Origin of the sequence: Actinoallomurus sp. CA-142502, from assembly GCF_050936355.1 — a bacterium.
Classification (GTDB): Bacteria; Actinomycetota; Actinomycetes; order Streptosporangiales; family Streptosporangiaceae; genus Actinoallomurus; species Actinoallomurus iriomotensis.
Map to the genome: position 1 here is coordinate 7,613,551 of NZ_JBNJMY010000001.1, position 13,727 is coordinate 7,627,277.

Annotated in this window: 13 protein-coding genes; 8 read left to right on the forward strand and 5 right to left on the reverse strand. The window is 71.5% G+C overall.

Annotated elements, in window-relative coordinates:
* Positions 1–87: 87 nt before the first annotated feature.
* On the forward strand, positions 88–1,416 hold the full coding sequence (locus tag ACQEV1_RS35685) for a tetratricopeptide repeat protein (RefSeq protein WP_285576709.1): 1,329 nt from the start codon (positions 88–90) through the stop codon (positions 1,414–1,416).
* Positions 1,417–1,639: 223 nt separating this feature from the next.
* A complete protein-coding gene (locus ACQEV1_RS35690; RefSeq protein WP_433400012.1) occupies positions 1,640–2,599 on the forward strand; it encodes a hypothetical protein in 960 nt (319 codons plus the stop codon).
* A 15-nt stretch (positions 2,600–2,614) separates the two neighbouring features.
* Here the strand turns inward: ACQEV1_RS35690 and ACQEV1_RS35695 are convergent, their stop codons facing one another.
* Complete coding sequence (locus ACQEV1_RS35695) at positions 2,615–3,739, reverse strand: DegT/DnrJ/EryC1/StrS family aminotransferase (protein WP_285576706.1); 1,125 nt, start codon at positions 3,737–3,739, stop codon at positions 2,615–2,617.
* Positions 3,740–3,839: 100 nt separating this feature from the next.
* Between ACQEV1_RS35695 and ACQEV1_RS35700 the strand changes: the two genes are divergently transcribed.
* Positions 3,840–4,577, forward strand: a complete 738-nt coding sequence (locus ACQEV1_RS35700; RefSeq protein WP_285632714.1) for a M50 family metallopeptidase — start codon at positions 3,840–3,842, stop codon at positions 4,575–4,577.
* Positions 4,578–4,581: 4 nt separating this feature from the next.
* Here ACQEV1_RS35700 and ACQEV1_RS35705 read toward each other — a convergent pair whose 3' ends face one another.
* The 4 genes from ACQEV1_RS35705 to paaI all read right to left on the reverse strand — a co-directional run bounded on the left by ACQEV1_RS35705 (position 4,582) and on the right by paaI (position 8,005).
* On the reverse strand, positions 4,582–5,196 hold the full coding sequence (locus ACQEV1_RS35705) for a hypothetical protein (protein ID WP_433400016.1): 615 nt from the start codon (positions 5,194–5,196) through the stop codon (positions 4,582–4,584).
* A 115-nt stretch (positions 5,197–5,311) separates the two neighbouring features.
* Positions 5,312–5,896, reverse strand: coding sequence for a COG4315 family predicted lipoprotein (locus ACQEV1_RS35710; RefSeq protein ID WP_285576702.1), 585 nt, complete (start codon positions 5,894–5,896; stop codon positions 5,312–5,314).
* 208 nt (positions 5,897–6,104) lie between these two features.
* Positions 6,105–7,220, reverse strand: a complete 1,116-nt coding sequence (locus tag ACQEV1_RS35715) for a hypothetical protein (RefSeq protein WP_433400019.1) — start codon at positions 7,218–7,220, stop codon at positions 6,105–6,107.
* 404 nt (positions 7,221–7,624) lie between these two features.
* Entirely contained in the window at positions 7,625–8,005 is a 381-nt protein-coding gene (gene paaI / locus ACQEV1_RS35720) for a hydroxyphenylacetyl-CoA thioesterase PaaI (protein ID WP_433406032.1), read from the reverse strand.
* A 114-nt stretch (positions 8,006–8,119) separates the two neighbouring features.
* On the opposite strand from paaI, the gene ACQEV1_RS35725 reads away from it, so the two are divergent.
* From ACQEV1_RS35725 to ACQEV1_RS35745, 5 genes are all read left to right on the forward strand, one after another.
* Positions 8,120–8,203: a putative leader peptide gene (locus tag ACQEV1_RS35725; RefSeq protein WP_425550916.1), complete on the forward strand. Its 84-nt coding sequence runs from the start codon at positions 8,120–8,122 to the stop codon at positions 8,201–8,203.
* Positions 8,204–8,346: 143 nt separating this feature from the next.
* Positions 8,347–10,050: an ABC transporter substrate-binding protein gene (locus ACQEV1_RS35730; protein WP_285632706.1), complete on the forward strand. Its 1,704-nt coding sequence runs from the start codon at positions 8,347–8,349 to the stop codon at positions 10,048–10,050.
* Positions 10,047–11,003 (forward strand): ABC transporter permease, encoded by a 957-nt coding sequence (locus tag ACQEV1_RS35735; RefSeq protein ID WP_285632703.1) that lies wholly within the window; start codon positions 10,047–10,049, stop codon positions 11,001–11,003. The genes ACQEV1_RS35730 and ACQEV1_RS35735 overlap by 4 nt, the downstream gene beginning before the upstream one ends.
* Before the next feature lie 84 nt (positions 11,004–11,087).
* Positions 11,088–12,077: an ABC transporter permease gene (locus tag ACQEV1_RS35740; RefSeq protein ID WP_433400023.1), complete on the forward strand. Its 990-nt coding sequence runs from the start codon at positions 11,088–11,090 to the stop codon at positions 12,075–12,077.
* Positions 12,074–13,678, forward strand: a complete 1,605-nt coding sequence (locus tag ACQEV1_RS35745; protein ID WP_433400026.1) for an ABC transporter ATP-binding protein — start codon at positions 12,074–12,076, stop codon at positions 13,676–13,678. Before ACQEV1_RS35740 ends, ACQEV1_RS35745 begins: the two co-directional genes overlap by 4 nt.
* Positions 13,679–13,727: the final 49 nt, after the last annotated feature.

A 13,727-nucleotide genomic window follows, 5' to 3' on the forward strand; every position in this document is an offset into this window, starting at 1 on the left:
TGATCGCCTTCATCACGGGCGCGGCCCGCGTCTGCGATGATGGGCCGACTTCCCGCAGACAGCCGACGACGCATGAGGTTCTGACAAATGAGCACCACCAGCCGCGCCTACGACATCTGGCTCCGTAAGCCGGAAGAGGCCCAGCAGCTCCTGGAGTCGAAGCGGGCCGATCTCGAAGGTGACGGGCTGTCGCTGCTGTCGTGGCTCGTCCTCACCAACGAGCGCGACGACCGGAAGAGCGAGCAGATCGCCAACGCGGCCATCGCGGCGGGCGGCGACACCCGGTTCGCCACGGCCGCGCTCGCCGAGGTCTACAAGTGGCGGGGCGACTACAACCGCGCCGCGGACATCGTCCGCTCGGCGCGCGAGAAGTACCCGACCATCCCCTGGTACGCCCTGACGCTGGCCGACATCCTCAAGGACGGCGGCCGCCTCGACGAGGCCGAGGCGCTCCTGGAGTCGGTCGTGAACGACTCCCAGCTGCGCCGGCACGCGCTCAAGCGCCTGTCGAAGTGGGCGGTGGACCGGGGCGACAAGCCCCGCGCCCTGAAGTACCAGACCGACCTGATCGCCCTGGCGCCCGACTACCTGGTCTACGCGTCGGACTACACCCTGCTGGCCCACCTGCGGCTCGAGGCGGGCGACCCCGCGGGCGCCCGCGATGTCCTCCAGCGCGGCGCGTCCATCTACGCGGGCAACATGCAGATCAGGGAGATGCTGCACCAGCACTTCGGCGAGACGGCCCCGGCCAAGCCGCCGACGGTGGCGCCGGTCGACGAGCGGACCGTCGGCGCCCGCCGCATCCCCATCAAGACCAGGATGATCACGCTGCGCTCCGGCATCCTCCCGGTGATCCAGGAGGCCACCGCCGGCCAGCTGCGTCCCGACGACATCCTCGCGCTGTCCGAGAGCCCCGCCTCGGCCGGTCAGGGCCGGATGATCCCGCTGGAGATGATCACGCCGGAGGGCATGGCCAAGCAGCTCAGCAAGTTCGTCGGCAAGATCGGGCCGCTGCACAGCCCGGCCGGCATGCAGGGCGCGATCATGGAGGCCGGGCGCGCGAAGGTGCTGCTCGGCGCCGCCGCGGGCGCGGCCGGCAAGCTCGTCGGCAAGCGCGGCTGGTTCTACCGCGTCGCCGGGCCGGGCGCCGCGATGATTGACGATGTGGCCGCCGCCCTGCCACCGCACGACCACCACCTGCTCTTCGGCCCCGGCCGTCCCGACAAGCTGTCGGAGGAGCTCGCCGCGGCCCTCGGCTGCCACGTCTGCGTCGTCGACGCCAACAACCTGACGGGCGCGTGGGTCGTCGGCGCCTCGGCGGGCGTCGACCGCAAGTGGGTGGAGAAGGTCCTGTCGGACAACCCGGCCGGCAACGAGGACGAGCAGACGCCCATCGTGGTGATCCGCAAGATCTGAGGCCGCACGGCGAGCGCGCGGCGCGGGAGACTCCGTCGCCGCGCGCTCGCGTCTCCGCGAAAGGGGCCTTTCCGACAACCCAGGCGGCGACCGGGAGGAGCAGCCCTCTAGGCTGATGATCCACAACAGCTGAGGTGCTCCACGCCTCGCCTCGGAGTGACGCCCCGGCCCGGTACGTCCGGCGCCGGGGCGCTCTCGTCCCCCGAAGCTCGGAGAAGATCAAGTGCGCTCACGGACGGTCGCCGGACTCATGGCCCTTGGGATGCTCGCCGCGGGATGCGGCAACGGCGGCGGTGGCGGCGGGACGTCACCGAGCCCCTCCGCGTCGGGGACGACACCGGCCGCGAGCGCGCTGACCGAGACGCAGGCACGGGCGATCTTCGCCAAGTACCAGAAGGTCAACAACCAGGCCAACGCCCACCTGTCGGCCGCGACGTTGTCCACGATCGAGACCGGGGCCATGCTCAAGGGCGACCTGGCCGACTACAAGGTCACCCGCGCCGGGCTGGACTCGAAGATCAAACCGTTCACCTACCACTCGGCCCGGTTCTACCTCCCGCGCGACGCCGACTGGTTCGCGGTCGACGCGAAGCCCAGCAACGGCGACGGTGAGGAGTTCCTCGTCTTCGCCAAGACCGGCGGAACGTACAAGCTCGCCACCTCCGCCTGGAAGAACAAGGCGTCGTTCCCCACCATCGCGCGGGGCGCGGACGGCTCGGCCACGGCGGTGACGACCCCGGCCACCGCGAAGCTCGCCGCCGCGCACTCGGAGTACCTGTCCAACGTCGCGGCGGGCCTGCGCGGATCGGGCTTCGCGGCCGGCGCCCTGACCTCCAAGCTCGGCGCGCAGTGGCACGGCTACGTCAACAAGATCACGCAGGACGGTGCGTGGCGCGGCGGCACGACCTGGAAGGCGGCCGACTACCCGGTGTACGCGCTCGCGACCGCCGACGGCGGCGCGTTCGTCTGGTACACCGCGACGCAGTCGCTCGACTACAGCACCGTCAACCCGACCGCCTGGTACCGGCCCGACAAGCCCTTCTTCGCCTTCGGGCCGAAGAAGTACCGCCACGACTACCACGGCACGTGGCTGTGGAGGTTCGCCGCGCACCTGCCGAAGGACGGCGGGGCCACCGCCGTGCTGGCGTCGGGGCGCCTGCCGGTCGGGGCCAGCGGAAGCTGACCCCGGGCATCGTCCTCAGCGGTGCGCGGCGGTGATGGCCTCGCGCGCCGCGTGGGCGACCTGTTCGACGTGCCACTCGCTCAGGCCCTGGTGGACCGGGAGCGCGAGCATCTGGTGCCGCAGCGGCTCCAGCTCGGCGAAGCGCGCACGGTCGAGCAGCGGATGCGGCACCGGCCAGATCTCGATCGAGCGTACGCCGCGCTTTTGCAGCTCGGCGATGGTGCGGTCACGCTCGGGCACCCGTACGGGGAAGTACAGCGGCGCGACGCCGTCGGGCAGGCCGCGGAACCGGTCGGGGCAGACCTCGGGCACGGAGTTCAGCAGGATCTGGAAGTTGCGGCGGCGGATTTCGCGGATGCGCTCGCCGTCGGCGCCGTGCACGGCCCACTCGGTCATGCGGGAGGGCTTGGACGCCGCGCTCTCCATGTCGGCGACCTCGAGATCCCACTCGCCGATGACGACCTCGGTGAGCGTGCCCTGCTGGACCGCCTGTTCGGTCTTGCTGACCTTGCGGAAGACCTTGGTGGCGGGGGCGCGCAGCACGCCGGCCCGCGACTGGGCGGCCCAGCCCATGCCCTGGGAGGCGATCGAGCGCGCCATGCCCTTCCACGGCGGCCGGCCGGTCGCCTCGATGGAGCCGCCCCGGATCAGCACCGCGCCGCCGTCGGGCACGCCCAGCGACTTGCGCGGGCAGAAGATGGCCGCGTCGCCGCGCGAGCCGATCGCCCCGCCGCCGTCGTAGGAGAACAGCGCGTGCGCGGCGTCCTCGATGACGCGGGTGCCGGGCGGGAGGGACGGCATCGGGAAGCCGTAGTAGGAGATGAGATAGGTGGCGTGGCACTGCCGGGCCACGCGCATCAGGTCCTCTTCGTCGGCCTGCAACGTCGGGAACACCCGGTAGAAGAGGACTTCGCAGCCGGCGAGCCGGGCCGCCTCGACCTCCGAACCGCAGTGGTAGGCGGGCATCGCGATGCGGGTGCCGGCGCCGAGGCCGAGTGCCTTCAGCGCCAGCCAGATGGCACCGCGCCCCAGGTGAGTGAGGGTGAGCCCGTCCCTGTCGAACGGGAAGAGCCGAGACCGCCGCGTCACCAGGGAGGCCGGCTCGAGTGGCGGATAAACGCTCATCAACGGGTCGCTCATAGTGGGAACACCTTACTGGCCGACTTGAGCCAAGATATGGGTTCGCCCGTGCGAGAAACTTCGCGGCGCCCCGGCGCGTCGTACCCGGCAGAGGTGATGCATGGATCTGTCCACACTCGGCGACGTCTGGCACGACGTCCTCGGCACGCAACCACATCCGCCGTGGTGGCTGGTCACGCTGACGGGCGTGGCCGCGCTCGGAGCGGTGTCGGTCCGTTCGGTGTGGCACCTGCTGCGCAACGTCGTGACCATCGCGCACGAGGGCGGGCACGCGCTCGCCGCGCTGGTCACCGGCCGGCAGCTGCACAGCATCCGGCTCCACTCCGACACGTCGGGCGTGACCGTCTCCAGCGGCAAGCCGTACGGCGCGGGCATGATCGTCACGGCGTTCGCCGGGTACGTCACGCCGCCGCTGCTCGGCCTCGGCGCGGCCGGGCTGCTCGCGACCGGGCACATCACGGCCATGCTCTGGGCCGGCATCGTGCTGCTGGCCGCGATCCTCGTGCTGATCCGCAACGTGTACGGGGTGCTGTCCGTCGTCACGACCGGCGCGGTGATCTTCGCGGTGTCCTGGTTCGGGTCACCGACGGTGCAGGCGGCGTTCGCGTACGCGTTCACGTGGTTCCTGCTGCTCGCGGGCGCGCGCCCGGTGGTGGAGCTGCAGAGCAAGCGCGCACGGGGCCGCGCGCCCGACTCCGACGCCGACCAGCTGGCCCGGCTCACCGGCATGCCGGGCCTGATGTGGGTGTTCGGCTTCGGGATCGTCGCCGTCATCGCGCTGGTGGCGGGCGGCGTGTGGCTGCTGCCCGACTCGCTGCCGCACCTGCCGAGCTTCTAACCGGTCACTTCACGGGCCGGCCGCGGTCGGCGTCGACGACGTACCAGGTCGTGCCGTACGCACTGAGGCCCTGACCGTTGATCTCGCCGGGTCCGCTGTCGCGCGCCGAGTAGTAGAGCGGCCAGCCGTTGTACTCCACCTGGGTCGGGCCGTCGGTCCGGCCGATCGTGCCGAGCCAGGCGGAGTTCACCCCGGGGCCGGCGTTGACCTGGCCGTTGGTGAACAGCGGCGGCCAGTCCTTCGTGCAGGTGCCGGTGCACGTCGACTCGAAGTCGGCGTTGTCCCTGGCGGCCACGTAGATCGTCTTGCCCCGGCCGTCCTCGAGGATCCGGCCGTACCGCGTCTCCCTCGACCTGATCTCCAGCGGGCCGGCACTGGGCTGCGGGGCCTCGCCGGACGGCACGTGCCGGGGCTCCGGTGACCCGGGTGACTCCGCCGGGGGCGGCGACGACTCCGGAGCCGTCGGCGATTCCGGAACGGCCGGTGACTCCGGAACGGCCGACGGCCGCCCGCCGTACCCGCCGGAGACGGGTACGGCCCGGTGTCCCCCGCCGCAGCCCGAGGCGAGCAGGCCCAGACCGACGGCCAGCGCCCAGACGGCCCTGACTGCCTTGCGCATGAAAGTCCGTTCCTCGACGTGAACGTGGGCGGTGGGCACGGGCGCGGTCGCCGTGGCGGCACCGCCCACGAAGGGCGTGGCCGCCACCGGCGAGACGCGCCGGCCCGCGTCGCGGCTACTTCTTCTCGATCTTGTCGCCCTTGGTCGCGTCCACGACGTACCACTTGGCACCGAAGGCCTGGAGACCCTGACCGTTCATGTCACCGGGCTTGGTGTCCTTGTAGAAGCGGTAGAGCGGATGGTTGTTGTAGGTGACCTGCTTGGTGCCGTCGGCCCGGTCCGTCGTGCCGAGCTTGGACGCGTCGACGCCCTGGCCCGCCGTTGCCTTCTCGGTGGCGGTGACCGGCGGCCACTGCGTGGCGCACTCGCCGGTGCAGGACGACTTGCCGTCCTTGTCCTTCTCGAACAGGTAAAGCGTCATGCCCTTGTCGTCCACCAGGATCTTGCCGACGCTGGTGTCCTTGGCGTTGATCGTTACGGCGCCGGGCGCCGGTGACGTCGTCGCCCCGGGCGACTCGGTCGCCGGCGGTGAGGACTCGGGCGCCCCCGGCGACATCGTCGGTGACGCCTCCGGTCCGGGCGAGGTGGGCTGGGCGAGACCGCCGGACGACGGCACGGCCTTGTGCTTGTCGCCGCACCCCGTTGTCAGCAAGCCGAGGCTGGTGGCCAGCACGCAGGCTGCCATGACTCCCTTGCGCATTCTGTCGCTCCTTTCACACGGTGACGTGGAAGGCACCAGCAGGCGTCCGACGTGGTGCGCCGTTATGCCCCGCGTTCGCCGTAGACGGGAACGTCCGGCCTGCTCGTCGAGGCCGTTCCCCCGTGTGCCCCCGCACGGAGGTCCCTGCCCGTCCGTTGTTAAACGGGAACCGATCCGATTCTTAACTGAGCTTGGGAAAGCGCGGCGGTCAGGAGTTGAGCTCTGCCAGTCCTTGCCGGAAAAAGGCGAGCGCGGTCTCCCGCTGATCGTCGGCGGAGAGCAGCGCGCCGTAGGTCAGCGACGCGCCGCCGAACGCCTTGTCGTTCCAGAAGCCACCCGCTCGCCGGTGCCACGGGGCGACGTAGAGGTACGGCTCGGGGTGGGCGTCGTCGCCCGGGGAGGCGCCGAAGGCGGCGCGCCGTCCGGCGGGCTCGTCACCGAACTCCACGGCGGCGTCGAAGTGCTCGGGCCACAGCTGCACGCGGCCGGGCGCCGCGTAAGGGCGAGCCGAGGAGCGAGCGGAGTGGCCGGTGAGGAACGAACCGGCCGCGGAGGGAGTGCCGAGGGGAGCCCGGGGGTCGTAAGGGCGAGCCGAGGAGCGAGCGGAGTGGCCGGTGAGGGACGAACCGGCCGCGGAGGGAGTGCCGAGGGGAGCCCGGGAGTACAGCGTGCGGCCGTCGAAGCGGAGCTGTTCGAGGACCGACCAGGCGAAGCCGAACCAGTCTCCCAGCGCCTCGGCGGCGGCCGGGTTGACCGGCAGGTGCGTGTCCGGGGCGGCCGGCGTGGCCGGGAGGTACACCTCCGGTGGCATGCCGAGCGGTATGCCGGCGAGCGAGGCGGCCTCCCCCAGCGTCGCGGGCGTGTGGACCACGCCGTCGACGACCAGCCGGCCGCTCTCCACGCGGACCTGGTGGCCGTCGCCGAAGTACGGGGTGCCGAAGCCGCCGCGGGTGAACCTCAGCCCGATCTGGCCGTTGGCGGCGTGCCGGGCGGGCGCGACGACGTGCTCGGCGAGCGTGTGCAGCGAACGCCGGGTCGGCACGAACGCACGCGGCAGCGGCGCGAGCCGGCGCCGGGCGCCGAGCCAGCGGTCGGCGCAGAAGGCGGCCAGGTCCGGCCGCTCGCCCACGAGGTCGTCCCAGCTCCGGCCCAGCCCGGCCACGGGCGTCACCAGCCGCACGCCGTACGGCCCGGCGAGGGGGTCGTCGGCGTACCAGGGCGGCTCGGTGACGGCGGGCGGCGAGGGCTCGAGCACGCGGACGTCGTACTCGCCGCCGAGCAGCTCCCACGCCTCACGCCGCGGGCTCGCCGTTCCCCCGGTCATGAATCCTCCTGCGCCGGAGGGAGTGACCACCGGAACGCGCCCTCGACTCCCTCACTCCGCCCGGTCATGGGCCCTCCTGCGTCGGAAGGAGTGACCACCGGAACGCGCCCTCGACTCCCTCACTCCGCCCGGTCATGGGCCCTCCTGCGTCGGAAGGAGTGACCACCGGAACGCGCCCTCGACTCCCTCACTCCGCCCGGTCATGGGCCCTCCTGCGTCGGAAGGAGTGACCACCGGAACGCGCCCTCGACTCCCTCACTCCGCCCGGTCATGGGCCCTCCTGCGTCGGAAGGAGTGACCACCGGAACGCGCCCTCGACTCCCTCACTCCGCCCGGTCATGGGCCCTCCTGCGTCGGAAGGAGTGACCACCGGAACGCGCCCTCGATTCCCTCGCTTCGCTCGGTCATGGGGTTTCCGTGCGCAGGGCGCGGCTGTTGCCGCGGAACTCGGCGACGACCTCGCCGTCGGCTCGGCGGACGGTCACGTCGTAGACCCCGGCGCGGCCGAAGCGGACGCGTTCGACGGCCTCGGCGACCAGGACGTCGCCCGCCCGCGCCGGCGCGACGAAGACCACGTCGGCGGCCGCCGCGACGGTGGCGATCTCGTAGGTGTTGCACGCGAAGGCGAAGGCCGTGTCGGCCAGCAGGAACACGTAGCCGCCGTGCGCGATGCCGTGCCCGTTGACCATGGTGTCCGCGACGGTCATCCGCGCGCGGGCGCGGCCCGCCGCGACGTCGCTGATCTCGATGCCGAGGTGCTGTGACGAACGGTCGGCGGCGTACATCTTCTCGGCGCAGCGCCGCGCCACCTCATCGGCCTCCGTCACGCCACCAGTGGACCACGCATCGGTGATCAAGGGAACACCTCGATGCTCATGATCCCGGTATGAGATATCTTCATGATTGTGTATCGGAGCGAGCCTCTCGTGGCGCGCCTGCACGTCGACCTTCGACGGCAGGCCAGCGCACTGTGTGCGGCCTGATCCAGTCTCTGAGCCTCCGCCCCTGATCACCAGGCATCTCGCGCCTCGGTCTTGATCTCCCCCTTTTCCGGTCAAGTTGCGGCTGTCATCCTCTGTGACAGTCGTGTCATGCCGCCGTCATCGCCCTGAATGGGAAACCTGTGATGCGAAGAAGCGCTGCCCTGCTCACCACCGCCGCCCTGCTGACCGCCGCCGCGGCCTGCTCCTCGGACCACGGCTCCTCCTCGTCGGGAGGTGCGGCGTTCGACCCGAAGAACTGCCAGGGAGGAACGCTCTACGTCCTCAACCAGAGCGACTCCACCGGTCACCACCTCGACCCCGCCCGGATCTACACCTCCGGCGGCGGCTCGGTCACCTCTCTGATCTTCCGTACGCTCACCACCCGGCACCGGGTGCCCGGTGAGGCGGGCGACCAGGTCGTGCCCGACCTGGCCACCGACACCGGCAAGGCGAGCGCCGACGCCAAGACCTGGACCTATCACCTGAAGGACGGGCTGAAGTTCGACGACGGCACGCCCATCACCGCCAAGGACATCAAGTGGGGCGTGGAGCGGGCGTTCGCGCCCGAGCTGCCCGGCGGCATCCCGTACCTGCGCGACTGGCTGGTCGGCGGCGAGGACTACAAGGGCCCGTACAAGGGCAAGGAGCTGGACTCGATCCAGACGCCGGACGACAAGACGATCATCTTCAAGCTGCGCAAGCCCGAGGGCGACTTCCCGTACGTGGCGACGGCGACGCAGTTCGCCCCGGTGCCCAAGGCCAAGGACGACGGCACCGGGTACGAGAAGCACCCGGTGGCCAGCGGCCCGTACAAGGTGCAGTCGCACGAGCAGGACAAGAACCTGGTGCTGGTCCGCAACCCGTACTGGTCGCGCTCGGTCGACGACCAGCGGCTGGCCTGCCCCGACCGGATCGAGGGCACCTACGGGCTGAACGCGGCCGTGATCAACCAGCGGCTCAGCTCCAGCGCCGGCAAGGACGCGAACGCCATCACCGCCGACACCGACCTGTCCCCCGCCGAGCTGGCCCGGATCAGCAATGACCCGAACCTGAAGAAGCGCGCGGTCAAGGGCGAGTTCGGCGAGACCGACTACATCGCCTTCAACCCCAAGGTGAAGCCGTTCGACGACATCCGGGTGCGGGAGGCGGTCGCGTACGCGGTCAGCCGCCAGTCGGTGGTCAACGCGGCGGGCGGCAGTTCGCTCGCCAAGGCCGCGACGACGTTCCTGCCCGACCAGGCCGCGTTCGGCTACCAGCCGTACGACTACTTCCCGGCGGGGCCGGGCGGCGACGCGGCGAAGGCCAAGGAGCTCCTCGCCCAGGCCGGGCACGCGAGCGGGCTGACCGTCACGCTCGCGCACCGCAACGCCGACTACAACCACGACGGACCGGCCGTGGCCACCGCCGTCCAGGCCGCGCTCAAGCAGGCCGGCATCAACGTGACCCTCAAGCCCTACGACGACGCCGCGTACGGCGACGCGATCCAGAAGCCCTCGACCGAGCCGGGCATGTTCCTCACCACCTGGGGCGCGGACTGGCCGACCGGCGGGCCGTTCCTCGGGCCGATCTTCGACGGCCGGCAGATCCTCAAGGACGGCGGCAACTTCAACGCCTCCCAGCTGAACGACCCGAAGATCAACGCCGAGTTCGACGCCATCAACAAGATCACCGACCCGGCCCAGGCCCGGCCCCGCTGGGGCGCGCTGGACGCCGAGATCGGCAAGCAGGCGCTCACCGTGCCGCTGATCCACCCGATCTACATCCGGCTGACCGGCAAGAACGTCAAGAACGCCTACCTCGACCAGTGGCGCGGCTCCTACGACCCGGCCATGGTCTCGGTTAAATGACCGCAGAACTGGTCACCGAGGTCGGCGCCGCTCCGGAGGCGCCGACCCGGGGCCGTCAGGTACGGCAGCGGTTGTTCGCCGACCGGATGGCCATGGCGGGACTCGTGGTGGCGGTCCTCATGATCGTCGCCGCGGTCGCCGCGCCGCTGCTCATTCACCTGGAGGGCCAGGACGCCACGTCGTACCACCCCGAGCTGCTCGACTCCGCGCGCGGCGGCGTGCCGCGCGGGGCGTTCGGCGGCGCGAGCGGCGCGCACTGGCTCGGTGTGGAGCCGACGACCGGCCGTGATCTGTTCGCCCGTGCGCTGGGCGGTGCGCAGATCTCCTTCCTGGTGGCCTTCGGCACCCTCATCGTGCAGATCCTGCTGGGCGTCGGCGTGGGGCTGGCGGCCGGGCTGGGCGGCAAGGTCGCCGACTCGGTGCTCGGCCGCCTGATCGACCTGGCCATCTCCTTCCCCCAGCTCATCTTCGCCATCGCGCTGCTGGCGATCGTGCCGTCGGGCTTTCCCCGGCCGCTGCTGCTCATGCTCGTCATCGGCCTGTTCGGCTGGGGCGGCACGGCCCGGCTGATCCGCGGGCAGGTGCTGTCGCTGAAGACCCGCGACTACGTGTCCGCGGCGCGACTGTCCGGCGCGAGCCGGGCCCGCGTCGCGGTGCGGGAGATCCTGCCGGGTGTGTCGGCCCCGCTGGTGACGTACGCCGCGCTGCTCATCCCGTCCAACATGATCTCCGAGGCCGGGCTGTCGTTCCTCGGCGTGGGCGTGCGGCCGCCCGGCTCCTCCTGGGGGCAGATGCTGTCCAGCGCGACGACGTGGTTCCAGGCCGACCCGACGTACGTGCTCGTGCCCGGCCTGCTGCTGCTCGTCAACGTCCTGGCGTTCACCGTGCTCGCCGACGGCGTCCGCACCGCCCTCGACCCGAAGGCGCGCTCACTGCGGGGAGGCCGGAGATGACGGAGCGAACCCGATGTAGCGAGCGGAGTGGGTGGCTGAGGAACGAGGCCACCCGCGGAGCGAGTGAGGAGTGGTGAGCGACCAATGACACGATTTCTGCTGCGGCGGTTCGCCAGCACGGTGGTGCTGCTGCTGGTCATGGTCGCGCTGGTCTACCTCATCTTCTACACGCTGCCGTCGGACCCGGCGGTGCTCGTGTGCGGGAAGGGCTGCGGCGGCGGGCAGCTCGCCGTCATCGACCACAAGCTGGGCCTCGACCAACCGGAATGGGTGCAGTTCTGGCACTTCCTGGAGGGCATCTTCGTCGGCCGCGACTACAGCTCCGGCCCGGACGTCTCGCACTGCGCGGCGCCCTGCCTGGGCTTCTCCTTCCAGAACGACCAGCCGGTGCTGTCACTGATCGGACAGCGCCTGCCCGTGTCCCTGTCACTGACGATCGGCGCCATGGTGATCTGGCTGCTCATCGGCGTGCCGGCCGGCGTCCTGTCGGCGCTGCGCGCGGGCCGGATCACCGACCGCGTGGTGACGGCGGTGTCGGTGCTCGCGTTCGGCGCCCCCATCTTCGTCAGCGGCATGCTGCTGCTGATGCTGTTCTGCGGGTACCTGCACTGGCTGAGCTTCCCGGTGTACGTCCCGTTCACCGAGAACCCGGCCGAGTGGGCCAAGAACCTGCTCCTCCCCTGGTTCACGCTCGCCATCGCGCAGGCGGCCATCTACGCGCGGCTCACCCGCACCGGGATGCTGGAGACCCTGTCGGAGGACCACATCCGCACCTTCCGGGCGTACGGGCTGCGGGAGCGGCGGATCGTCGGACGGCACGCGCTGCGCGGCGCGATCACGCCCGTCATCACGATCAGCGCGTACGACTTCGGCTACATCCTGGTCGGCGCGATGCTCACCGAGACGCTGTTCGGCCTGCCCGGTCTCGGGCAGCTCATCGTGCAGTCGTCCAACAACGTCGACCTGCCGGTCGTCGCCGGGCTCACGCTGGTGGCCGGCGCGGCGATCGTCGTCGCCAACACCGCCGCGGACCTGCTGTACGCGGTGGTCGACCGAAGGGTCGTGCTCTCATGAGCGAACCACTGCTGTCGGTGCGGGATCTGAGCGTGGAGTTCCCCACCGGGGACGGCGTGCTACGCGCGGTCGACGGGGTCTCCTTCGACCTCGCCGCGGGCGAGGCGCTGGGCATCGTCGGCGAGTCCGGGTCGGGCAAGAGCACGACCGCGCTCGCCCTGCTCGGCCTGCACCGTGGCACCGGCGCCCGGGTGTCGGGACGGGTCCTGCTCGGCGACGACGACGTGGGCGCGCTCGACGACGAGTCGGTACGCCGGCTGCGGGGCCGGCGCATCGCGATGATCTTCCAGGATCCGCTGTCGGCGCTGGACCCGTACTTCCGGATCGGCGACCAGATCGCGGAGGTCTACCGCAACCACACCGGCGCGGGCCGCCGGGCCGCGTGGGCACGGGCCGTCGAGGTGCTCGACCGGGTCGGCATCCCGGACGCGGCGCGGCGGGCGCGGGCCCGGCCGCACGAGTTCTCCGGCGGCATGCGGCAGCGGGCGCTGATCGCGATGGCGCTGGCCTGCGAGCCGGCGGTCCTCGTCGCCGACGAGCCGACCAGCGCGCTCGACGTCACCGTGCAGGCGCAGATCCTCGACCTCATCGACGAACTACGGGCCGACACCGGCATGGCGCTGCTGCTCGTCACCCACGACCTGGGCGTGGTGTCCCGTTCGGTGGATCGGGTGCTGGTCATGCAGGACGGCCGGGCGGTCGAGGAGGGGCCGGTGGGCGAGGTCCTCAGGGCGCCGACCGCACCGTACACCCGTGCGCTGCTGGACGCCGTCCCTCGCATCGACGGGCCTGTCTCCCCCCGGCCGACCCACCAACCTCCCGGTGAGCCGTTGCTGACCGTGACGGGGCTCACGCGGGAGTTCCGGCGGCCGGGCGGCGGGTTGCGCCGCGACGTGCTGCGGGCGGTCGACGACGTGTCCCTGGAGATCCTCGGCGGCGAGACGCTCGGCGTGGTCGGCGAGAGCGGCAGTGGCAAGACCACGCTCGCCCGGATGATCGTGCGGCTGCTGGAGCCGACGTCGGGCGGCATCGTGTTCGACGGCCGCGACCTCACGGGGCTGCCGGAGCGCGCGCTGCGGCCGGTACGCCGCGACCTGCAGATGGTCTTTCAGGACCCGGTCTCCTCCCTCAACCCGCGGCGCACCGTGGGCGACAGCATCGCCGACCCGCTGCGGGTGCAGGGCACCGGCGACCGGGAAGCGCTGCGGACCGCACGCGAGCTGATGGAACGCGTCGGGCTGGACCCTGCGCGGCACGACCGGTACCCGCACGAGTTCTCCGGCGGCCAGCGGCAGCGCATGGGCATCGCGCGCGCCCTGTCGCTCCGGCCGAAGCTGCTGGTCTGCGACGAGCCGGTGTCGGCGCTGGACGTCTCGACACAGGCGCAGATCCTCGACCTGCTGCGCGACCTGCAGGAGGAGTACGAGCTGACGATCGTCTTCGTCTCGCACGACCTGGCGGTCGTGCGGCAGGTGAGCGACCGGGTGGCGGTCATGCGGAACGGCGCGCTGGTCGAGCTGGCCGACGCGGAGGAGCTGTACACGTCCCCGCGGCACGAGTACACCCGCACGCTGCTCGCCGCCGTTCCGGTCCTCGCCTAGGCCCGCGGAGACGCCGACGCCGGCCCTCCCGGGAGGACCGGCGTCGACA